Below are 22,135 nucleotides of genomic sequence, written 5' to 3' on the forward strand. Positions count from 1 at the left end.
AGCCTTTCCGCCTGCACCCGGCCACTGGGTGGCCGGAACTCGGGCTTACCCGAATTCCTCATTGGGGAGCCCGAAGTCGGCAAATGCCGACTTCGGGTCAAGCCCGGCCACGAGGGCGGCTGTCGTCGAGCCGAACTGAAATTACGAGCCGGACCCTGAAGGTCGGACTAGCTCGCGGTGCCCCAGGCCTGCTCGACATCCTGCAGATAGCGCTGGGACACCGGCACCCGCCGCCCGTCCCTCAGCCGCACCGAACCGGCGCGGCCCGCCCGCTCGAACCGCTCCACCGCTTCATCAGCCACCCACCAGGAGCGGTGCACCTGCCGACCCGCCACCGGGGCCGTCTCGGCGATCGCGTCGCGCAGGCGCATCAGCACCAGCGCCGCGCCGCGCCCGGTATGCACGCGCACATAATGGTCCTGCATCTCGAGGCAGAGGACCGGGCCGCGCAGATCGGTCGGCAGGCGCGCGATCAGCGGACAGGCCGACGGGGAGGCGGCCCGTATATCCTCCGCGGCGGCGGACGGAGGATCGCTGACAGTAACGGGAAGCGCGCGGGGGGCCGTGTCCCGGACGAGGACGGGCACCAGCTTGTCCCCGAGCATGGTGACCAGCGAGCCGACGATGATGATCTGGAAATAGAGCTCGGAGACCTCGCCGAAGGAGGCCTCCCATCCGTTCAGCGCATTGATGGCCGCCCCGGTGACGGGGATCATCGGCAGGGCTGCCAGCGCGATCACCGCCGCGCGCCGGGTCTTGGGGCCGAGATCCCTGTAGAGCGCGCTGCGTGCCAGCCAGGGCTCGGTTAGCGCCGTCACGATGAACCACGAGGCCAGCACGCCGCCCCAGAAGCCGAGCCGCGCCAGGAAGGGGTCGTCGTCGACGCCGAACGGCTCCGCCCAGGTGAAGACGGGCGCAAGCGCCAGTGCCAGGCAGAGCTCGCCCGAGCGATGCCGAAGCCAGGCAGCGTTGATCGCCCCGCTCATCGCCTGCTGCATCCCGTTCGCGAATTCGCGCATCGCGAAAAGCTCCCCGCCCATGCCTGACGGCACGGTAGCGAAGAATCTGGCGCAAATACGAAGCCGTGCTGGTTCTCCGGCGCGGGGAAGACGACGAACGGCTCGGAATATCTAGGCCCGTCCAGTTGTGTTTCCGAGCTGACCAGTGAAACTGCACTCCTTCCAAGAAAAAGCCCCGCACGCGGCCCTGCGCACACCGCCCGCGCCCTATCTCGACCAGAGCCGGCGCATCGCCCTGATCGGCGTCGTCGCGGCCATGGCGGCCGGGGGCCTCTACGTCTCCGACAGCCTCTGGGGCCGCGATTCCCTGATGGAAGCCGTACTGAAAAGCGCCGGCCAGTGCCTGATCATAGCGGCCGTGCTCGGGCGCCTGTGGGCGACGCTCTACATTGGCGGGCGCAAGAACGCCTGCCTCATCACCAAGGGGCCGTATTCGCTCTCGCGCAACCCGCTCTACTTCTTCTCGATCCTCGGCGCGGTCGGCGCCGGGCTGGTCTTCGGCAGCCTCGTGGCCGCTACCGTCCTCGGCGGCGCGACCTGGCTCCTGCTCGATCGCGCCGCGCGCGACGAGGCCGAGCTGCTGGGTGCCAGTTTCGGGGCGTCCTATGCCGATTATGCCGAGCGTGTCCCGCTGCTCTGGCCGCGCGTCACAGGCTACGCGGATGCGACGGAGCCGAGCTTCCGCCCGTCCGCCCTCGGCCGCGCCTTGCGCGACAGCCTGCTGTTCCTGCTGCTGCTGCCGATCGCCGAGCTCGCCGGCTACGCCAAGGCCGCCGGCCTGCTGCCGCGGCTGCTCCCGCTGTTCTGAGGCGCCGGACCTTTCAGCCCCCGCCGGACACCAGCAGGGCGAGGACGACGTAGCGCCCGACCTTCGCCAGCGTGACCAGCGCCAGGAACATCCCGAAGGGCTCGCGCAGGACGCCGGCGACGACGGTGAGCGGGTCGCCGATGATGGGCATCCAGCTCAACAGCAGGGACCATTTCCCATAGCGGCGATACCAGCCCTGCGCGCGCTCCAGCGCGCGGGCATTGGCGGGAAACCAGCGATGGTTCCTGAAGCGCTCGATGCCGCGGCCCAGCAGCCAGTTGATGACCGACCCGAGCACGTTGCCAAGGCTCGCCACCGCTATGAGCGCCCAGGGCGGATAGGCGCCGGTGAGCAGGAGCGCCACGAGCGCCGCTTCCGACTGCATCGGAAGGATCGTCGCCGCGGCGAGCGCCGTCACGAACAGACCCGCATAGGCGGCCACGTCCACAAGCATCGTATCGATCATCGATAAGGGCGCATGACGGGGCCGCTTCACCGCGCCGGGGAGGCGGAGACGCTCACTCCGCCAGCACGCGCGTCGAGGGGAAGGTGCTCGCCGGATAAGAAGCTAGATTATTGATATTCAAGAGTTTTATTCAGCCGCTGATGGTCACACTGGACCAGAGGATTGGGGCCGTCAAGGCGAGGTCGCGATATTTTCCGGCAGTAATGTGAGCGCGCATCTGAAATCAAGAACCATGAGCGTTTCCCCCGTGCCGGTGGACAAATTCTCAGATAGTACCCATCGGCGCCACTTTGAAAGCGCCGACTTGGCCCAAATCCGTCTCGACATCCAGTCCGAGGAATACCATCGCGCACTGAGGACCGTTACCACTCGGTTGCATGTAGCTCATGAGACCGAATTCCCGCCCGCGCGTGGTGCCGATTTGCAGCGTCCCTCCGACGTCAGGAAAGCGTCCTTCGCGGATAATGCTGGCCAGTACCCTTGAAGGGGTGCGCCGCAGAGCGTGCTCCGCCTTCGCGTCCAGCTCGGCAATAGCTTCTGCAATTTCAGGCTTGTGGCTGCCAAGCAGGAGGGGCGAGGCACTGGTCGTTTCGGGGAGGCTTCGCAGGTCGAACATCAACCGAGATGCGTCCCACTCTAGGTGAAAGACTTGGAGGGTATTACTGGCGGGACAGCACCCAAAGACGGCCATCTCAAAGGGACGCAAGGTTTCAACGAAGTAGCGGGTGCCAAGGCGCTGAGCAAGCATTGCTACATCCGCCATGGAAGGGAGCGGGAGGTCCGGTAGCCCTATCATGTGTTGTAGAGCTGCGTTGAGCGCCGAGTACGTTTGCAGCGCGGAGAAAGTATTGCCCGCGAAGGCGAACCCCAATGTTCGGCTGAGGCGTAGGTTGTCGAAGAAGCCACTCGTCCCCGGCACAAAGCACTTCACGGTTAGGGGAAATATCTTCGCTGAGGCTTCGCTAAGGCTCCCGTTGAGGTGATTGATCGTCCGGGTATCACCTACAGCCCACAGGACTTTGTCGAAAGCCTCGTACCAGATGGCGATGCATGTCATGTCGGCGCCCCTCGCTGCAACACTATGAACCGTCCAATAGCCCTTGCCCATCCGGACACGTCCGCTTCTGCGCCCAAGTGCGTCCAATAGGATGGGTGTTGACATTTTGGGCGCGCTCGACTCTCATGCCTTGACCTTTTGGACACGAGGACAGAGCATGGCGCGCATTGTCGATCCGCTCGAACGGCTGCTGAAGCAGCAGCAGAAGCTCGAACGCCAGCGGGCGCGGCTGGAGCGCGAGGCGGCGGCCCTTGCCGGGATGCGGCCGGGCGAAGAGCCTCCCCAGCCTCGCCCCAACGGCACGCCCATGCCGCCCCCGGCGCCGCTGCTGGTCGGCTATGCGCGTACCTCCACGGCGGAGCAGGCGGCCGGGCTGGAAGCGCAGCAGCGGGACCTTAGCGCAGCCGGGTGCGGGCGGGTGTTCAGCGAGCAGGCGTCTTCGGTGGGCAGCCGTGCGGAGCTGGTGCGGGCGATGGACTTCGTGCGCGAGGGCGACACGCTGGTCGTCACCAAGATTGACCGGCTGGCGCGCTCCACCATCCACCTGTGGGATATCGTCCGCGACCTCGACATGAAGGGCGTCAGCTTGCGGGTGCTGAATCTCGGGGGCGAGATGGTAGACACACGCAGCGCCACCGGGCGGTTGATCCTCAACATCTTCGCGGGGTTTGCCCAGTTCGAGCGCGAGATGATGCTGGAGCGCCAGAAGGAGGGCATCGCCAAGGCCAAAGCCGAAGGCCGCTACACCGGCCGCAAGCCTTCGGCGCGGCTGAAGGCGGATGACGCACGGCGCCTGCATGCCGAGGGCAAGACCGTGACGGAGATAGCCAAGGCTCTCGGCATTGGCCGAGCAAGCGTGTATCGGGCGCTAGAGACGGCGCCGGGGACCGCACAGGATACCGCATTGCCGGTCGCGTGACGGAAGGCTAGCCTCGCAGCTCTCCTCGTGTCACTTGGGCCGGCATGACCGACGTCGAGCGCTTCATTTCCCGTTGGACAGGCCGAGACGGCGGGCAGGAGCGCGCCAACTACGCCCTGTTCCTCACAGAGTTCTGCCGCTTGATAGGCGTGGAGTCGCCGGAGCCGGCTGCGCACGCCACCGAGCTGAACGCCTATGTCTTCGAGCGGGCTGTGACGTTCCGCGAGCCGGACGGCTCCACCGCGAAAGGCCGCATCGACCTCTACAAGCGCGGCTGCTTCGTGCTGGAGGCCAAGCAGAGCCGGCAGGGCGAGGGGCCGAAAGCCGCAGCGGGCGGGGAGCAGCAGCAGGCGCTCTTCCCAATTGAGGAGCCGCCGCAGGGGCGCCGCGTGAGCCGCCGCTGGGACGTGTTGATGATGAACGCCCGCCGTCAGGCGGAGGACTACGCCAAGGCGCTGCCGCCTGCCGAGGGCTGGCCGCCCTTCCTCATCGTCTGCGATGTCGGCAACTGCTTCGAGCTGTATGCGGACTTCTCCGGGCAGGGGAAGAACTATGCGCAGTTTCCGGATCGGCAGGGCTTCCGCATCTTCCTCCAAGACCTGCGCTCGGAAGAGGTCCGGGAGCGGCTGAAAAAGGTCTGGACCGACCCGCACAGCCTCGACCCGACCAAGCGCGCCGCCAAGGTCACGCGCGACATTGCCGAGCGCCTCGCCAAGGTGTCGAAGTTCCTTGAGGAGCAGCGCGGGGCGGACGGCAGACCGCGCTACAAGCGCGAGGCCATCGCCTCCTTCCTCATGCGCTGCCTGTTTACGATGTTCGCGGAGGACGTGGAGCTTATTCCGAAGGAGAGCTTCAAGCGCGTGCTGGACCGCTGCCGGGCGAACCCGGAACTGCTGCCGGAGCTGGTGGGGCAGCTCTGGGAAGCGATGGACGCCGGCACCTTCGCCTTCGCCATCGAGGCCAAGGTGAAGCGCTTCAACGGCTACCTGTTCAAGGATCGGACGGTGCTGCCGCTGCCGCGCGAGGAGATTGGCGAGCTGTTCGAGGCCGCCAAGGCCAACTGGCGCGAGGTGGAACCGGCCATCTTCGGCACGCTGCTGGAGCAGGCATTAGACCCGGTGGAGCGGCGTAAGCTCGGCGCGCACTACACCCCGCGCGCCTATGTCGAGCGGCTGGTAGTCGCTACCGTCATCGAACCGCTGCGGGCGGAATGGGACCTCGTGCGCGCCACCGCCGAGCGGCTGAGCAGCGAGGGCAATCCCGGAGCCGCTTTGGCGGAGGTGACGAAGTTCCATGCGCAGCTTTGCGGCGTGCGCGTGCTGGACCCCGCCTGCGGCACCGGCAACTTCCTCTATGTCGCCCTGGAGCTGATGAAGCGGCTGGAAGGCGAGGTGCTGGAAGCGGTGGCTGACCTTGGCGGGCAGGAAGCGCTAGGTCTGGACCGCCACACCATCGACCCGCACCAGTTTCTCGGCATGGAGCTGAACCCGCACGCCGCCGCCATTGCCGAGCTGGTGGTGTGGATCGGCTTCCTGCAATGGTTTTTCCGCACGCAGGGCGGTCAGCCGACCGAGCCTATTCTGCGCGACTTCAAGACCATCAAGGCGATGGACGCGGTGCTGCTGCACGACGGCAGCGAACCGGCGCTGGACGAGGCGAGCCGGCCGGTGATGCAGATGGATGCGGAGGGGCGCCGCGTGCCGGTGCTCGCCTTCCGCAACCCGCGCCTGCCGCCATGGCCGGAAGCGGAGTACATCGTCGGCAACCCGCCCTTCATCGGCGGGAAGGATGTGCGCGGCCGGCTGGGCGATGGCTATGCCAAGGCGCTGTGGGCGGCGCACCCGCACATGAACGAGAGCGCCGATTTCGTCATGTACTGGTGGGACCGCGCGGCCGACTTGCTGACCCGTCGCGGAACCCGGCTGCGGCGGTTCGGGTTCGTCACCACCAATTCCATCACGCAGGAGTTTTCCCGCCGCGTCATGGCGGCGCGGATGAAGGCGAAGAAGCCCATTTCGCTGCTGATGGCGATACCGGACCACCCGTGGACCAAAGCCACCCGCGACGCGGCGGCGGTGCGCATTGCCATGACGGTGGCGTCGACCGGCAAGCACGACGGCGTGCTGAGCGAAGTCGTGCGCGAGGGGGGGCTGGAAGGCGACGCACCGACAATCGAGTACGCGGACTACCGAGGCGAGATCAATCCTGACCTGACCGTTGGCGCCGATGTAACAAGCGCGACAGGCCTTCGCTCCAACGACTTCATTTCGTCGCCCGGCATGAAGCTCCACGGTTCAGGCTTCATCATCAGCCCAGCCGAAGCCGAAGCTGTGGGTCTAGGCAAGCGTGAGGGCCTAGAAGCATTTGTGCGGCCGTATCGGAATGGCCGTGACCTCGCAGCACGTGGGCGCGGCGTCCTTGTCATCGACCTGTTTGGGTTGGAGGAAGAGGAGGTGCGTCGGGATTACCCCGAGGTATATCAGCGCTTGTTGACAGTGCGTGCCGCACGAGATGAGCAATGCCTCCGGTCGAACACGCCCGATGCAATCGAATACGCTAAGCGCTGGTGGGTGTTTGGAAAGCCGCGACAGGAGCTGCGAGGAGCACTGAGGGGGCTGCGCCGCTACGTTGCGACGGTTGAGACATCGAAGCACAGGGTCTTCCAGTTCCTGCCGGAGGATATCGTTCCGGACAATATGCTCGTATGCATTGCCAGCGATGATGCGTTTGTTCTTGGCGTTCTGTCGTCCCGGACGCACGTCGTTTGGGCTCTGCGTGCCGGTGGATGGCTCGGCATCGGCAATGACCCGCGTTACTCCAAATCGCGGGTCTTCGACCCTTTCCCCTTCCCGGACGCCTCCGAGCCACTGAAAGTCGACATCCGCGCCGTTGCTGAGGAACTAGACGCCTTCCGCAAGGCCCGGCAGGTGGAGCATCCGCGTCTGACCCTCACGCAGATGTACAATGTGCTGGAGAAGCTGAGAGTCGGCGCATCACTCGACGAGGACGACGAGCGCATCCGCGACGAGGGATTGGTGCTGGTTCTGAAAGAGCTGCACGACCGGCTCGACGCGCGGGTGTTGGATGCCTATGGCTGGCCGCACAACCTTTCCGACGAGGACATCATCGCCCGCCTCGTGGCGCTCAACAAGCAGCGCGCCAAGGAGGAGGCTCGGGGCCTGATCCGCTGGCTGCGGCCAGACTACCAGAAGGCCCGCGCCGGCCTCGCGACCTCCGTGCGGCCGGAAGAGACGCAGGACAGCATGGCACTGGTGGTGGACGCCGCTAGGGAGCAGAAGCCGCAATTCCCGGCGGACGAGGTGGAGCGTACCGCCGCCATCATGGCCGCGCTTGCCAACGCCTCCGGCACCGTGGATGCCGCCGCCATCGCCGCGGGCTTCCGGCAGGGCAAGCGTGTCGAGCCGCAGATACAGGCCACCCTCGCCTCACTGGTCCGCATGGGCTTTGCCAGCAGCCCGGACGGCCGCAGCTTCATGTTCCGCCGCGTGGCATGAGGCGCGTCGGCGTGATGGGGTTGCGGACCGCATCCGCGTGAATTAATTCGCGTCTGTCTGTCGGGGGACGGACGCAGATTTCTCGGGTTTCGCATGGCACTCTGTCGCGTCCCCGGATGCGGCGCTGAGGCGACCCGCTTCGGGCATTACTGCACCACCCACAAGTCCCGCGTCCGCCGCCACGGCGACGTTGCCCAGCTCGGCATCACCAAGGCCGCGCTGTCGCCCTATGTCGACCGCGTGCGCGCCCGCATCGCCAAGAACACCGGGAGCCCGCTCTGGTCGCAATGCGATGAGCGATGGCGCGCCACCGTGGAGCACGCACAGCGCATCCTCGCGGCCTTTCAGGGCGGCCGGGCGGTGAACCGCTTCGAGCTGCGGGCGGCCGGCGAGGTGCTTCGGCTGGTGGATATCGAGGCGCGGGCGGTGGTGGAAACGGTGGCGGCGCTCTACCTGATGCGCGACGCCGACCCCCGCAAATTCCGCACCGATGCCGCCTTTAATGCCCAGCTCGTGCGCCGGGTGCGGGGGCTCTCGGAGGTCAATGCGGGCGTCTGGTTCGATCATGCGAGCGGCCGAACGAAGCGCGTCTATCGCGACGTTCCCCCCGCCGTGTCCGCCATCGTCGCGCAATGGCTGGTCGAGACGCTGGGTGTGGTGGGGCTGCGCTTGGCCGAACTGGAACGACGCGAGCAGGAGGAGGCCGCCGCTAAGAGCGACGCCTTCCGAAACGCGCTGGAGGATTTGACGTGACGGTGACGAGCTTGGAAGCCCTGCGCAAGGCGGCTGTGGAGGCCAAGGGGGCGGAGGTGGGGCCGTTAACGGTCAAACTGGACGATATCGAGCGGAACCCGGTGTTTCAGGTTCGGGCGAAGCTGGACGAACGGAACGTCAGTCGGCTGGCGAGTTGCTACAAGGCTGGCACCGAGGTCGCCCCGATCATTGTGGCCTTCTGCGGGGAAGCCCTCTACCCCGTCATCATCGACGGACACCACCGCCATAAGGCCTCGATGGAGGCCGGCAAGGACACCGTTGAGGTCAAAGCGGCAGTGCTGTCGAAGCCGGAGGCGATGCGCCGGGCGGCCGAAGCGAACCTGAAGCACGGCCTCCAGCTCAAGAGCGCGGAGTTGCGGGAGGTGTTCCGGACATTCATCCGGTCAGGCGGGCACGTCACAAGGGCCGGCTACACCAAGGACGGCCAGAAGGCCGGCGCACAGTTCATGTCTTATGCCGAACTCGGCGCGCGGCTCGGCAAGTCCAAGGGCACTGTGCGGAACTGGATGCAGGCGGATTTCCCCGCAACCTTCCGCAAGATGGGCGGAGTCGAGGAGCCATGGACCAATGAAGGCCAGACGCCCGCCGCCCCGAAGCGCTACGACGTTGAGGTTGAAGCAGCGCGCGACGCCCTCGCGAACCTCAAGAGGGCCTTCGGCGACGCTCCGGACTATTGGGCGCGGGAGGATATGCTGCGGCTGATGCGGAGCATGCTGACGACGCTGGAGGAGCAGCACCGCGCGGAGGATGCCACCTCAACCCATTGGGAGCCGGAGGAGCCGGAAGGAGAAAGTCCGTTCTAGCAATGGCAATGCTTTTCGGTCGATACCGTTCAATTTGACCACCTCTAGGGCACTGCCACGAGCTGCGGGGCCATTGATTTCAATGCCTCGGGAGCGAGACCCGACCACTTTTGGGTTCTTGCGGCGCTCTGGAGGCGCTGCCGGGCATCTCGTCAGACGCTAGTCAGTCTCGTAGCGCGGCACCTTGTTCAGTTCCGCCACCAGCACGGTGGGGCTCGCATGCTCGTAGGTGCGGGCAACCCCCTTGACCGTGTGCCCAACGAGAACATCGCGGATAGACTCCTCAACACGGGCAAGTTGGAGAAGCGTTTTCAACGTATGGCGCCACGCGTGGTTTGGCTGTAGGCGCGGGTCCAGACCTACGGTTTCCTGTACCCACAAGCCGATGTCCTTCGCCGCCAATTCGGCCTGCGTCGCCTTCGCGTCCGGTTTCCTTCGGCGCGTAGGGTCATAGAACAACGGGCCGGGACCTCTCGATGCGGCGAAGGCCGGGAAACCCTGCTCCACCAAGTGCTCATGAACGAACGCGCGACGGCTCTGGCCGCTCTTCACCGTGCCGGCTTCGGGAACAATGTCCAGCACCCACACGCCGTCTTCTTGGCGGATATCGCAGCCGCGAAGTTGCGTCATTTCCTGTACCCGGGCGCCCGTGTAGGCACAAAGCCACGGAACCCACCGGCGGGCTGCTGCACGTGCCGGGTATTTCGGATCATCAGCAACCGCCAGCGCGGCCGAAAGGATGGCCTTGGATTCGTCCGTGCGGAAATTCGGTTGCCGCGCACGGGCGGCCTTCGGAACCTTCAGCTTGACGTTCGCGGCCGGATTAGCCGCCAACAATCGGCCTCCGGGGTATGACGCAGCCCATCCCAGCACCGACTTGAGCGCCGTGAGGTAGTTGTCCCGAATTGTCTTAGGCGCGATGCCGCCGATGTCCTGCAAATGCTGCACCCACCGCCAGATATCGTCTTCAGTGATGTCGCGCGCGCTCCTGCCTTCTATGAAGGCATCAAGTTTGGTGATGGGCGGGCCGTAGACTTTGAGCGTGCCATGCTTGATGGCAGGGTTCGCAGCCTTCCACCGCTCGAAAAGCTCTGCAATCGTCAGCGCCTCGCCTGACGCAGCAGCGGCGCCAGAAGGCTTTGAGACCGGCGCAGTACGCTCCCACACAGGGAACCGCGCGGGGCGCTCATCGGCGCTGTAGTCGCCCTCCGCAAGCTGCATGAGCCGCTGGTGAGCGGCATAGAACTGGTCCTCCATCGCCTCCATGAACAGCGGGAGTGAAGCCGGCGCGAGGGTCACGCCCTCGTCCAAGAAGAACTGAGCGAGGTGTCCCCGGTCGTGCAGGAAAGCATGCACCCGTTGGGTCGTCTTCGGCCCGCGCGGCCTCTCATCCAGAGGCGAGATGTCACGTTCATCCAACAGACCGCCCGTAGCCTCCAGCGCTTGAAGAGCTTCGACGGAGAGCTGCCAGCCCTCGGGTGTGGTGCTGGCATCATCGTCATGGCGTGCCACGAACCACTGGTACCACCGCCCAGCCAACGCCAGAGCCTGCTTACGCGAGAGAACAGTTATGCCGTCCGCCAGCGCAGCGAACCGCGCCTCCCACTCGGCATGTAGTTCAGCGTTCCGCCTGCGGGCCTCGTCGCGGTCAGTGCCCAGCCAGCGCACAATCTCCGTCTTGCCGATGCGCGCACGGAGAGCTTCGGGGACGACCTTCCGGAAACGCCAGCGTCCGGACGTCCGGTTGAGCTTCGGAGAGGGGTAGGCCATGCGCATATTGGGTCGCCTCACTGGACCAAAGAGGCGGCCGAAACTCCTTCTAGATCAACAACCTGTTGGAAACTATCACTCCGCCAGCACGCGTGTCGAGGGGAAGGTGATCTCGACGATGGTGCCGACATCCACCGCGCTGCGGATGTTGAAGCTGGCGCGGTTGGCCTCCGCCAGCGCCTTGGTCAGCGGCAGGCCGAGGCCGGTGCCGCCCGAGCCGGCGCGGCCGGAAGTGGCGATCTGGCGGAACGGCTCCATGGCGATGGCGATGTCCGCCTCCGACATGCCGATGCCGGTGTCGCGCACCCGCAGCACCACTTCGCCCTGTTCGGTCAGCGTCGTCGACAGGATCACCTGGCCGCCCGGCTGGGTGAATTTCACCGAGTTGGAGACGAGGTTCAGCACGATCTGGCGGATCGAGCGCGCATCCGCGACCACAGGCGGCAGGTCGGTGGCGAGCGAGGAGCGCACCACGATGCGCTCGCGGTTCGCCTGCGGCTGCATGATCGCCATGCACTGCTGCACGATCTCGTTGAGCGCCACGCTGGTGAAGGCGAGGTCGAGCTTGCCGGCCTCGATCTTGGAGAGGTCCAGAAGATCGTTGATCAGCGAGATCAGGTGCTCGCCGGAGGAGTGGATGTCGCGCAGATAGTCGCGGTAGCGCTGGTTCTCGATCGCCCCGAAGCGCTCCTCCATCATGACTTCCGAGAAGCCGATGATGGCGTTGAGCGGGGTGCGGATCTCGTGGCTGATCTTGGCGAGGAAGTCGGACTTGGCGAGGTTGGCGCGCTCGGCGAGGTGCTTGGCCTCGGTCAGCTCCTCCTCGGCCTTCTTCCACTGGGTGATGTCGCGCAGCACGGCGCAGAACTTGGTCGGGTCGTCGCCGATCCGGCCCATGGTCATGAACAGCGGGATCAGCCCGCCCTCGCGCACGCGGCCGATCACCTCGCGCCCGTCGTTCAGCACGCTGGCGACGCCGTTTGAGGCGAGCCCGTCGAGATAGTCGATCGCTGCACGGTGGCTCTCGGGCGCCAGCAGCAGGGTAATGGCCTCGCCCTGTACGTCGCCGGCGTTGAAGCCGAACAGCGCCTCGGCCGGGTGGTTCATGGAGAGGATGGTGCCGGCCTTGTCGATCAGCACCACGCCGTCGGTGGCGGTGTCGAGGATGGCGCGCAACTCGCGCTCGGCATTCTCCGCCTGGCGCAGGGCGAGCTCGGCCTGGCGGATCCGCTCGTCGGTCACGGCGTCGAGGCGGTGCAGCACATAGAGCATCGCCGTGCCGCCCTCCCAGGGGGCGGACATCAGTCGCGCCTCGACGGTGATGCCGTGGCCGGTGGCGGTGAGGAGGGTCAGGGCGCGGCTTTCTTCGTCACCGCCGGCCCGCTGCGCGCCGAACAGCGTGGCGAGGCCGCCGGCGGCCTCCAGCGCGGCGAGGTCGGCGTGGCCGGTCCATTCCAGCAGCGCGCGGTTGGCGTAGAGCAGGTGGTCGCCGCGGAACGCAAGCATGGCGAGCGGCAGCCGGTCGAGAACGGGCCGCTCGCCGTCGCTGAGCACGCGCTGCAAGCCCTCCGGCTCGGGCCGGGGAGGGAGCGGCGGAACTGCGGCCGGGAGCTCGGCGGCGGGCGGAATGGCGACCGACGCAGTGGGGGCGGGCGCCGCCGCCGGTTCGGCCGGAGCGGGCTCGGCCGGCGGGGGGAAGTCGTCGTCGACGCCTTCCAGTTTGGCACCGAGCGCGCGGGCGATCTCGCGGAAGGCGTTGCGCTCGCCGTTGGACAGGCCTTCCCAGGAGGCGCGCACGCCGTTCTCGCCATTGCCGCGCAGCGGCACGACGTTCGGCGCGGAGGGGACGAGGCTGAGCGTGACGCGCACCGGCGACGTCGGCTCGGCCGCCGCGGGGGCCGTCGGCGCGGCGGGCGCAGGCGGCGGCTCGGCCGCGCGGGGCGGGATCGGAGGCGCGACGGGCGGCACGATAGGTGGTGCGGCGGGCCGGGGAGCGGGCGCCTGCACCGGCCGCTCGGGCGAGGCGCGGCGGCCCTTGATCAGGCCGAAGCCGCGCATGCCCTCGCCGCGGATCGGTGCGCCGCCGAGCTCGATGTCGAGCGCGTCGCCGCGCGCGGTGGGCAGCAGCACCGGCAGGCGGGAGAAGCTCAGCCCTTCCAGCGCGGCGCGATGGGCGCCGGGGGCGCCGAGCGCCTGCCAGTCGAGGCCAGCGATCTCTTCCGGGACACGGCCGAGCGCAGAGGCGAGGCGCGGGTCGACATGGCCGATCCGGGCATCGAGGCCGGTGCGCCAGGTGAAGCGGGTGGGGGCGTCGTGCGGCTCCTCGGCCGGCGAGGGGGCGGCAGGGGCAGCCTCGGCGGGCATGCCCACGGGCGCGATGTCGAGGCCGACCAGCAGCACCGCCCGCGCGGAGCCGGCGGCGACGAGCGTGCAGGCGAAGGTCGCCGGCGTCAGCCGCCCGGCGAGGCGCACGCGCTCCAGTCGCGGCGGACGGTTTGGGCGCAGCCCGGGCGCGAGGCGGGCGGCGAGCCCCGCGGCCATGGCCGGGTCGAGCACGGCGCGGCCGGCCGGGTTGGCGGCGATCAGCGTGCCGTCGGCATGCACCAGCACGGCCGGCGCCGCCGCCGCGAGGACGGTTGCCGCCTGGGCGCGCAGGGCGTCGAGCGCCGCGCTGCCGAAACCGTCCGTGGGTGTGTTCATCGTCCCCAGAATGACCCCGCCGGCAATACCGCCAGCCCTTTGCGAATTCAGGACGGCCTGCCGATGGGGCATGCCGCCGGAACGTAACAATAGTGCGGGCCGGCGCCCTATGCCATGAGGAGCGGCCCTCGTCGTTCCAGCTTCATCATTTCCGGTTAATCGGATGCCACCGATACCGGTTAACCGGATGCAACCGGGCGCGCGAAAAAAGGCGCAAATTCGATTGCCTTTCGCAGCGCAGCTTCTACTTTCGATTTAGGCGTCAGTGCGGATGCATCGCCCGCTGGCGGAACCTAAGATCCGATGCCGTCAACGGGAGGGAGTTGTGCCATGGCCGACGATCCGAAGCTCGAAGTCCCTCCGGAACTGCGAACCATCGCCGAGCAGGGCGTGGACCAGGCCCGCGCGGCGTTCGACGGCTTCCTGAGCGCGACGCACAAGGCGCTGGACGACGCCGGCCGCCAACTCGACGCGGCGCATGAGAATGTCCGCGACCTCGGCCGCACCACGCTGGAGTTCACCGAGGCCAACATCGCCGCCGGCTTCGATTTCGCCACCCGTCTCGCCAAGGCGTCGACGGTGGAGGAGTGGACGCGCCTGCACGCCGACTACGTGAAGGAACAGGCCGCCCGGCTGACCGAGCAGGCGAAGGCGCTCGGCGAGCATGCCGGCGGCGCCGGCTTCGGCGGGCACAAATAAGCGGACCAAGCGCGCCTGAAGCGGGCCTCGTGCCGCGCCGGCGAAAAAATTTGCGCATCCGGGTTGATTGTGCATTGCAATATGATATTGCAGTGCACAATTACAGCGTAGAGATCAGGCAGGGTGAACCGGAACGCTTCCGGGGGCCGCGTCTGCCGGTCAACGCAGGGTCGCGCGAGCGCGGAGCGCGGCCATGCCTTGTTGAACCCGAGCCGCGAATGCGAGGAGAAAACGCATGGTTGAGGCCACCACCGTTCCGCCTTCGCCGAAGAAGGCCGCCAAGGCTGCCACCTCGGCTTTCGAGGCGGCGATGCCGAAGTTCGACATTCCCAAGTTCGACATCCCCGCGAGCATGGAAGTGCCCGCCGTGATGCGCGAAATGGCCGAGAAGAGCGTGCAGAGCGCGCGTGAGGCCTATGAGAAGATGAAGACGAGCGCCGAGGAGACGACCGATCTCCTCGAGGACACCTATTCGACCGCCTCCAAGGGCGTCGCCGAATACAACGCCGTCGCGCTGGAGTCGCTGCGCACCAATGTGAACGCCGCGTTCGACTATGTCGGCGCGCTGTTCGGCGCCAAGAGCGTCTCCGAGGCGGTCGAGCTTTCGACCGGCCACATGCGCAAGCAGTTCGACGTGCTCTCGGCGCAGGCCAAGGAGCTCTCCACCCTCGCCCAGAAGGTGGCGACCGACACCGCCGAGCCGATCAAGGCCTCGGTCGAGAAGACCATCAAGAAGTCGGTCTGATCGCCGGTTTTTGAACAATCGCTAAGACCCGGTCCGCGCTCGCGGACCGGGTTTTTTCGTGCCCGCGCTCCCGCCCGTCGCCGCCGCCGGGAGCCTGTCGGTGCTTGACTCGATCCCGGCGACCTGCCTATCTCGCGGCGGTTTGGCACTCTCCCAGGATGAGTGCCAGTGATACCAGCAAACGCTGCCCATGAGCGCCATGCCGGCGCGAGACAGGAAGACCGAGGATCAACCGATGGCCAAGCTGAAGTTCCGCCCCCTGCATGATCGCATCGTGGTCAAGCGCCTGGATGCCGAGGAGAAGACTGCGGGCGGCATCATCATTCCCGACAGCGCCAAGGAAAAGCCCTCGCAGGGCGAAGTCGTCGCCGTCGGCCCGGGTGGCCGCGATGAGGCCGGCAAGCTGGTCCCGCTCGACGTCAAGGCCGGCGACAAGGTGCTGTTCGGCAAGTGGTCCGGCACCGAAGTGAAGATCGACGGTCAGGACCTGCTGATCATGAAGGAATCCGACGTCATGGGCATCGTCGGCTGAGGCCGGCTGAACACCCCCGACGCAACCCCATTCAGGAGTAGGCCACATGGCTGCCAAGGAAGTAAAATTCGCCGGTGACGCCCGCGAGCGCATGCTGCGCGGCGTCGACATCCTCGCCAACGCGGTGAAGGTGACCCTCGGTCCGAAGGGCCGCAACGTCGTCATCGAGAAGAGCTTCGGCGCTCCCCGCATCACCAAGGACGGCGTCACCGTCGCCAAGGAGATCGAGCTCGAGGACAAGTTCGAGAACATGGGCGCCCAGATGGTGCGCGAAGTGGCCTCGAAGACCAATGACCTCGCCGGCGACGGCACCACCACCGCCACCGTGCTGGCCCAGGCCATCGTCAAGGAAGGCGCCAAGGCGGTTGCCGCCGGCATGAACCCGATGGACCTGAAGCGCGGCGTCGACCTCGCGGTCGTCGAGGCGATCAAGGACATCAGCAAGCGCGCCAAGAAGGTGAAGAACACCGACGAAGTCGCGCAGGTCGGCACCATCTCCGCCAATGGCGACGCCTCGATCGGCCAGATGATCGCCGGCGCGATGCAGAAGGTCGGCAATGAGGGCGTGATCACCGTCGAGGAAGCCAAGACCGCCGAGACCGAGCTCGAGGTCGTCGAGGGCATGCAGTTCGACCGCGGCTATCTCTCGCCGTACTTCATCACCAACGCCGAGAAGATGATCGTCGATCTGGAAGATCCCTTCCTGCTGATCTTCGACAAGAAGCTGTCGGGCCTGCAGCCGATCCTCCCGGTGCTGGAGCAGATCGTGCAGTCGGGCAAGCCGCTGCTGATCGTCGCCGAGGACGTCGAGGGCGAGGCCCTGGCCACGCTCGTCGTCAACAAGCTGCGCGGCGGCCTCAAGGTCGCGGCCGTGAAGGCGCCGGGCTTCGGTGACCGCCGCAAGGCCATGCTCGAGGACATCGCCATCCTCACCGGCGGCCAGGTGATCTCGGAAGAGCTCGGCATCAAGCTGGAGAGCGTCAATCTCGCCATGCTCGGCCGCGCCAAGAAGGTGATCATCGAGAAGGAAAAGACCACCCTTGTCGACGGCGTCGGCAAGAAGAAGGACATCGAGGGCCGCGTCGCCCAGATCAAGCAGCAGATCGAGGAGACCACCTCGGACTACGACCGCGAGAAGCTGCAGGAGCGTCTGGCCAAGCTGGCGGGCGGCGTCGCGGTGATCCGCGTCGGCGGCGCGACCGAGATCGAGGTCAAGGAGAAGAAGGACCGCGTTGACGACGCGCTCAACGCCACCCGCGCCGCGGTGGAAGAAGGCATCGTCCCCGGCGGCGGCATCGCCCTGCTGCGCGCCAAGAAGGCGGTCGAGAAGCTCACCTCCGAGAACCCGGACATCGCCGCCGGCATCAAGATCGTGCTGCGCGCGCTCGAGGCGCCGATCCGCCAGATCGCCGAGAACTCGGGCGTCGAGGGCTCGATCGTGGTCGGCAAGGTGCTGGAGTCGAAGGACCAGAACTTCGGCTTCAACGCCCAGTCCGAGCAGTTCGTCGACATGATCGCCTCCGGCATCGTCGACCCGGCCAAGGTGGTGCGCACCGCTCTGCAGGACGCGGCCTCCGTGTCCGGCCTGCTCATCACCACCGAGGCGATGATCGCCGACCTGCCGAAGCCCGCCGCGGCCGCCCCGGCCATGCCGGGTGGCGGCATGGGCGGCATGGACTTCTGAGGAAGTCCAACCGCTTCTGAACAAGAAGGGGCGTGGCGCGAGCCGCGCCCTTTTCTTTTGGCGGCCGCCGCTAAGTCGTCATCCCGGCCGTAGGCGAAGCCGACGGCAGGGGGAAGGGACGACCTCGATAGGCCAGAGGAATATAATCCTAGACAAAGACCCTTCCCTCTGCCATCCTTGCTCCACCTCGTCCCGATGAGGGGGCGCAACCGGAGCGGCCGGCTCGCGCGGGACGGGGGGCGGTGGCCGTCTGGCGGGGATAACGCACCTCGTCCGGGCGGCGGCCCAAGCCGTGCGTTCCCGGCTCGCACTTTCCGCGAGTCACCGCGGCTGGCGCAAACCGGTTCGCCGGGGCGCGTGCAGCCCCCCAGCGGAGGATAGCAACGGTAGTTCCTCCGGGGGCCGCATGGAGCAAGCCCGAAAACACCGTGTGCGGGGCGCCGGAGATCGGCGCGTCGGTTGGTTGAATGAAGGCTTGCACCACCTTTTCACAATCGGTGCAGGCGACCGCCGGAGTGTCCGCTCCGGCGCCCCGCACGCCCCTTCTCGGGGGCGGGGACTGCCTCAAATCCCCGGCCGGATTCCGGCGCGGGGCGTTTCGTGCTGGAGCCATGGCGGCCGTCGCCCGGCGGCCGAACCGGGCCGCCGCTCCCTCATTTCTGATGTGCGCTTGCCGTCCGCGAGGTCCATCGTGCGCGCGAACATCGGGAGGACGTCCATGGATCAGCGCATCATCGACCTCTACGACCGTTTCACCCACGGCCAGATCGGCCGGCGGGACTTCATGGAGAAGCTCGCGACAATCGCCGGCTCGGCGGCGGCCGCGAGCGCGCTGCTGCCGCTGCTCGCCAACGACTATGCCCGCGCCGCCGTGGTCGAGGAAAACGATGCGCGCATCGACGTGTCGCGCGCCCGGTATCCTTCCGGCGCCGGCGAGGTGGACGGCTATCTGGTGCGCGCCAAGCGCGTCGACGCCAAGCGGCCGGCGGTGCTGGTGATCCATGAGAACCGCGGCCTCAACCCGCACATCAAGGACGTCACCCGCCGCCTCGCGCTGGAGGGATTCCTCGCCTATGGCGTCGATCTCCTCTCGCCCGACGGCGGCACGCCGCAGGACGAGGACAAGGCCCGCGACATGATCGGCGCGCTCGACCGGCAGGCGACGGTGGCGCGCGCGGCCGACGCGGTGGCGTTCCTCGCCAGGCATCCGCTTTCCACCGGATCCGTGGGGGCGGTCGGCTTCTGCTGGGGCGGCGGCATGGTGAACCTGCTCGCCGAGGAGAGCGAGCAGCTCAAGGCCGGCGTTGCCTATTACGGCATGCAGCCGCCGCTGGAGAAGGTCGACCGCATCAAGGCGGCGCTGCTGCTGCACTATGCCGGGCTCGACACCCGCATCAACGAGGGCATCGCCGCCTATGAGGCGGCGCTGAAGCAGGCTGGCAAGACCTACCAGGTCTACGTCTATGACGGCGCTAACCACGCCTTCAACAACGACACGAGCCCCTCGCGCTACGACCCCAAGGCGGCGGAGCTGGCGTGGAGCCGCACCAGTGCCTTCCTCGCCGAGCATCTCGGTGCGCCGCCGCCGGTGGAGACGTGATCGGCCTCAGATCGGCGGCAGATGCAGCCATTGCGCGGTGGCGCTGAGCACCAGGTCCACCGCCAGCGCCGCGAGGATCATGCCCATCACCCGGCTGATGATCGAGGTGCCGCCGCGGCCGATGACATGCACCAGCCGGCTCCCCGCCAGCATGATGGCGAGGGTGGCCAGCAGCACCAGGCCGAAGGTGGCGATGGTCATCATCAGGTCCGGCACGTCGTGCCGGGCATTGTCGGTCAGCACCACGGCGGCGAGCATCGCGCCTGGGCTGGCGATGGAGGGGATGGCGAGCGGATGGATGGCGATCTCGACCGGATTGGTCTCGGCCGGTGCCACCGTGTCGGCGTGGCTGGTGCCGTTGATCATGGTCAGCGCGAACAGGAACAGCACGATGCCGCCGGCGATCTGGAAGGACTCGATGGATATCTCCATCGTCTTCAGCAGCCAGTGTCCGGCCAGCGAGAAGAAGGTCAGCACGCCGAAGGAGACGATGATCGACAGCACCGCCGCCTGGCTGCGGTCGGCGGCGTCGAGGCCGGTGGTGACGGCGAGGAAGACGGGGAGGGTGCCGAGCGGGTCGATGACGACCCAGAGAGTGACGAACTCTTGAACGCGTTCCGACCAGTTCATCGCTCGACCGACCTCGAAACATCCGCCTCGACACGCCCGCCCAATTGCCCACAGGCCGGGCACGGAGCGGGTTGCGTCCCCGCCGCCGCGCCGGCATCTTGCGGTCCGCCGCCGTCCTCGGGCGGTGCCGAGTCGCATAGAGAAGCCCCGATCGTGGCCGCCGAACGTCAGAAGCCGGACTTTTCAACGGAGCGCGCCGCCTGGAAGGCGGGTGACGTACCGGTAGCCGGCGTTGACGAGGTCGGCCGCGGCCCGCTGGCCGGGCCGGTGGTGGCCTGCGCCGTGGTGCTCGATCCCAAGCGCGTGCCCAAGGGGCTGGACGATTCCAAGAAGTTGACGGCGGTGCAGCGTGAGGCGCTGTTCGAGGTGATCTGCGCCACCGCCGAGGTGTCGCTCGCCTTCGCCCCGCCGGCCCGCATCGACGGTCACAATATCCGGCAGGCGACGCTGTGGGCGCAGGCCAAGGCGGTGGCGGGGCTGCCCTGCACGCCGCGCCTCGTGCTGGTCGACGGCAATGACCCGCCGCCGATAGGCTGCGCGGTGCGGGCGATCATCGGCGGCGACGGGCTGGTGGCCTCCATCGCCGCCGCCTCCATCGTCGCCAAGGTGACGCGGGACCGGCTGATGGCCTCGCTCGGCCTCGCCCATCCCGGCTACGGCTTCGAGCGCCACATGGGCTACTCGACGCCCGAGCACCAGCAGGCGCTGGCCGCGCTCGGCGCCTGCCGCCACCACCGCACCTCCTTCGCGCCGGTGCGCGAGCGGCTGGCGCAAGGCGTTCTGGCGCTGGAAGTGCCCGCGCCGGAGGCGGCGGAATAGAAGCTACTGGTTGATCTCCGGCTCGATGAGCCGTGCGAGGTTCTTCAGCGATTCCTGCCAGCCGAGATAGCAGGCCTCCGGCGGGATGAGGTCGGGGATGCCGGCCTGCTCGATCTTCACGTCCGTGCCGACCGAGACCTTCTTCAAGGCCACGGTCACCCGCATCTCGCCGGGCAGGTTGGGATCGTCGAACTTGTCCGTGTAGACCACCCGCTCGCCGGGGACGAGCTCGACATATTCGCCGCCGAAGGCGTGGCTGTCGCCCGTGGTGAAGTTGCGGAACGACATGCGGAACGTGCCGCCGACCTTGGCATCGAGATGATGCACGGTGCAGGTGAAGCCGTTGGGCGGCAGCCATTTGGCGAGCGCGTCCCCCTCGATGAAGGCGCGGTAGACCTTCTCCGGGCTGGTGGCGAAAACGCGGTGCAGATTTACGGTGCCGGGCATGCTCGTTCGTCCTCGTGGCTGATGGTAGGGATCGCCGAGCCGGCGTCTACCGACCCATGCCACGAGGACGAACGAGGCTTCGCCGATCCGACAGCGGACCGCAAATTTTCCGCCGCGGCCCCGCCTAGTGGTAGCCCTCGCCCTGGTGCACCTTGCCGCGGAACAGCCAGTACACGAAGGCGATGTAGCCGAGGATGATCGGCAGCATGAAGATGGTGCCGATCAGCATGAACACCTGGCTCGCCGGCGCTGCGGCGGTCTGCCAGACGGTCAGCGTCGGCGGCACGAGATAGGGGAAGATCGAGATCCCGATGCCGATATAGCCGAGCAGGAACAGGCCGATCACGCCGAAGAAGGGCAGGTGCTCATGCCCCTTCTCCAGCCAGCGCCACACCGCATAGGCGAGCACGAGGGTGAGGATCGGCACCGGCGCCAGATAGAACAGGTTCGGCGTAGTGAACCAGCGCTCGGCGATTCGCGGGAAGGCGATCGGCGTCCACAGGCTGACGATACCCATGAAGATCAGCACCACCGGCAGCAGCAGCCGTGCATGGGCGCGCGCCTGCGCCGCGGCGATGCCTTCGGTCTTCATCACCAGCCACACGCTGCCGATCAGCGCATAGCCGGCAACGACGCCCATCCCGCACATGAAGGCGAAGGGCGTCGCCCAATCGAGCGGTCCGCCGGCGAAGGCGTTGTTCTCCACCTTGATGCCCTGCACGAAGCCGCCGAGCAGCATCCCCTGGAAGAAGGCGGCGAGCGTCGAGCCGCCGGCGAAGGCGATGTTCCATAGGAAGCGGCTGGTGTCGGCGACGTGGCGGAACTCGAAGGCCACTCCGCGGAACACCAGTGCCAGCAGCATGAAGATCACCGGCAGGTAGAGCGCCGGCATGACCACGGAATAGGCGAGGGGGAAGGCGACGAAGAGCCCGCCGCCGCCGAGCACGAGCCAGGTCTCGTTGCCGTCCCAGAACGGGGCGACCGAGCTCATCATCTGGTCCTTCTCCGCATCGCTCTTGGCGAAGGGGAACAGGATGCCGATGCCGAGATCGAAGCCGTCCAGCACCACATACATGGCGATCGCGACCGCCAGCAGCAGCGCCCAGATGACGGGCAGGTAGTATTCCATGCCGAGGCTGAAGACCATG

Annotated in this window: 19 protein-coding genes; 11 read left to right on the plus strand and 8 right to left on the minus strand. The window is 67.1% G+C overall.

Annotation, left to right across the window (positions count from 1 at the left end):
• Positions 1–167: 167 nt before the first annotated feature.
• Complete coding sequence (locus SNOV_RS03035; protein WP_013165439.1) at positions 168–1,019, minus strand: LytTR family DNA-binding domain-containing protein; 852 nt, start codon at positions 1,017–1,019, stop codon at positions 168–170.
• A 145-nt stretch (positions 1,020–1,164) separates the two neighbouring features.
• On the opposite strand from SNOV_RS03035, the gene SNOV_RS03040 reads away from it, so the two are divergent.
• Positions 1,165–1,827, plus strand: coding sequence for a methyltransferase family protein (locus SNOV_RS03040; protein WP_013165440.1), 663 nt, complete (start codon positions 1,165–1,167; stop codon positions 1,825–1,827).
• Between the two features lie 13 nt (positions 1,828–1,840).
• Here the strand turns inward: SNOV_RS03040 and SNOV_RS03045 are convergent, their stop codons facing one another.
• Positions 1,841–2,281: a YqaA family protein gene (locus tag SNOV_RS03045; RefSeq protein ID WP_041782770.1), complete on the minus strand. Its 441-nt coding sequence runs from the start codon at positions 2,279–2,281 to the stop codon at positions 1,841–1,843.
• A gap of 277 nt (positions 2,282–2,558) precedes the next feature.
• Positions 2,559–3,401, minus strand: coding sequence for a hypothetical protein (locus SNOV_RS03050; RefSeq protein WP_144295931.1), 843 nt, complete (start codon positions 3,399–3,401; stop codon positions 2,559–2,561).
• Positions 3,402–3,507: 106 nt separating this feature from the next.
• On the opposite strand from SNOV_RS03050, the gene SNOV_RS03055 reads away from it, so the two are divergent.
• From SNOV_RS03055 to SNOV_RS03070, 4 genes are all read left to right on the plus strand, one after another.
• On the plus strand, positions 3,508–4,269 hold the full coding sequence (locus SNOV_RS03055) for a recombinase family protein (RefSeq protein WP_335328977.1): 762 nt from the start codon (positions 3,508–3,510) through the stop codon (positions 4,267–4,269).
• A gap of 44 nt (positions 4,270–4,313) precedes the next feature.
• Complete coding sequence (locus SNOV_RS03060; RefSeq protein WP_013165444.1) at positions 4,314–7,784, plus strand: class I SAM-dependent DNA methyltransferase; 3,471 nt, start codon at positions 4,314–4,316, stop codon at positions 7,782–7,784.
• Between the two features lie 93 nt (positions 7,785–7,877).
• Entirely contained in the window at positions 7,878–8,537 is a 660-nt protein-coding gene (locus SNOV_RS23705; protein WP_013165445.1) for a hypothetical protein, read from the plus strand.
• Complete coding sequence (locus SNOV_RS03070; RefSeq protein ID WP_013165446.1) at positions 8,534–9,361, plus strand: ParB/RepB/Spo0J family partition protein; 828 nt, start codon at positions 8,534–8,536, stop codon at positions 9,359–9,361. Before SNOV_RS23705 ends, SNOV_RS03070 begins: the two co-directional genes overlap by 4 nt.
• Before the next feature lie 159 nt (positions 9,362–9,520).
• On the opposite strand, the gene SNOV_RS22505 is transcribed toward SNOV_RS03070, so the two are convergent.
• Positions 9,521–11,137 (minus strand): DUF6538 domain-containing protein, encoded by a 1,617-nt coding sequence (locus SNOV_RS22505; RefSeq protein WP_013165447.1) that lies wholly within the window; start codon positions 11,135–11,137, stop codon positions 9,521–9,523.
• A gap of 69 nt (positions 11,138–11,206) precedes the next feature.
• On the minus strand, positions 11,207–13,831 hold the full coding sequence (locus SNOV_RS03080) for a PAS domain-containing sensor histidine kinase (RefSeq protein WP_013165448.1): 2,625 nt from the start codon (positions 13,829–13,831) through the stop codon (positions 11,207–11,209).
• A gap of 330 nt (positions 13,832–14,161) precedes the next feature.
• On the opposite strand from SNOV_RS03080, the gene SNOV_RS03085 reads away from it, so the two are divergent.
• From SNOV_RS03085 to SNOV_RS03105, 5 genes are all read left to right on the plus strand, one after another.
• A complete protein-coding gene (locus SNOV_RS03085) occupies positions 14,162–14,530 on the plus strand; it encodes a phasin family protein (RefSeq protein WP_013165449.1) in 369 nt (122 codons plus the stop codon).
• Between the two features lie 235 nt (positions 14,531–14,765).
• A complete protein-coding gene (locus SNOV_RS03090; RefSeq protein WP_013165450.1) occupies positions 14,766–15,275 on the plus strand; it encodes a phasin in 510 nt (169 codons plus the stop codon).
• 235 nt (positions 15,276–15,510) lie between these two features.
• Entirely contained in the window at positions 15,511–15,807 is a 297-nt protein-coding gene (groES, locus tag SNOV_RS03095) for a co-chaperone GroES (protein ID WP_013165451.1), read from the plus strand.
• A 46-nt stretch (positions 15,808–15,853) separates the two neighbouring features.
• Positions 15,854–17,491 (plus strand): chaperonin GroEL, encoded by a 1,638-nt coding sequence (gene groL / locus SNOV_RS03100; RefSeq protein ID WP_013165452.1) that lies wholly within the window; start codon positions 15,854–15,856, stop codon positions 17,489–17,491.
• A 718-nt stretch (positions 17,492–18,209) separates the two neighbouring features.
• Positions 18,210–19,091, plus strand: coding sequence for a dienelactone hydrolase family protein (locus SNOV_RS03105; RefSeq protein WP_013165453.1), 882 nt, complete (start codon positions 18,210–18,212; stop codon positions 19,089–19,091).
• Positions 19,092–19,097: 6 nt separating this feature from the next.
• Here the strand turns inward: SNOV_RS03105 and SNOV_RS03110 are convergent, their stop codons facing one another.
• Complete coding sequence (locus tag SNOV_RS03110; protein ID WP_013165454.1) at positions 19,098–19,721, minus strand: MarC family protein; 624 nt, start codon at positions 19,719–19,721, stop codon at positions 19,098–19,100.
• 153 nt (positions 19,722–19,874) lie between these two features.
• On the opposite strand from SNOV_RS03110, the gene SNOV_RS03115 reads away from it, so the two are divergent.
• The gene (locus tag SNOV_RS03115; RefSeq protein WP_013165455.1) at positions 19,875–20,540 is read left to right on the plus strand and encodes a ribonuclease HII; all 666 of its coding nucleotides are present in this window, start codon (positions 19,875–19,877) and stop codon (positions 20,538–20,540) included.
• Between the two features lie 3 nt (positions 20,541–20,543).
• Here SNOV_RS03115 and SNOV_RS03120 read toward each other — a convergent pair whose 3' ends face one another.
• Entirely contained in the window at positions 20,544–20,987 is a 444-nt protein-coding gene (locus tag SNOV_RS03120) for an SRPBCC family protein (protein ID WP_013165456.1), read from the minus strand.
• A 124-nt stretch (positions 20,988–21,111) separates the two neighbouring features.
• Positions 21,112–22,134: a cytochrome d ubiquinol oxidase subunit II gene (cydB, locus tag SNOV_RS03125; RefSeq protein ID WP_013165457.1), complete on the minus strand. Its 1,023-nt coding sequence runs from the start codon at positions 22,132–22,134 to the stop codon at positions 21,112–21,114.
• Between the last annotated feature and the right edge of the window lies 1 nt (position 22,135).

The sequence above is a fragment of the Ancylobacter novellus DSM 506 genome (assembly GCF_000092925.1).
Taxonomy (GTDB): Bacteria; Pseudomonadota; Alphaproteobacteria; order Rhizobiales; family Xanthobacteraceae; genus Ancylobacter; species Ancylobacter novellus.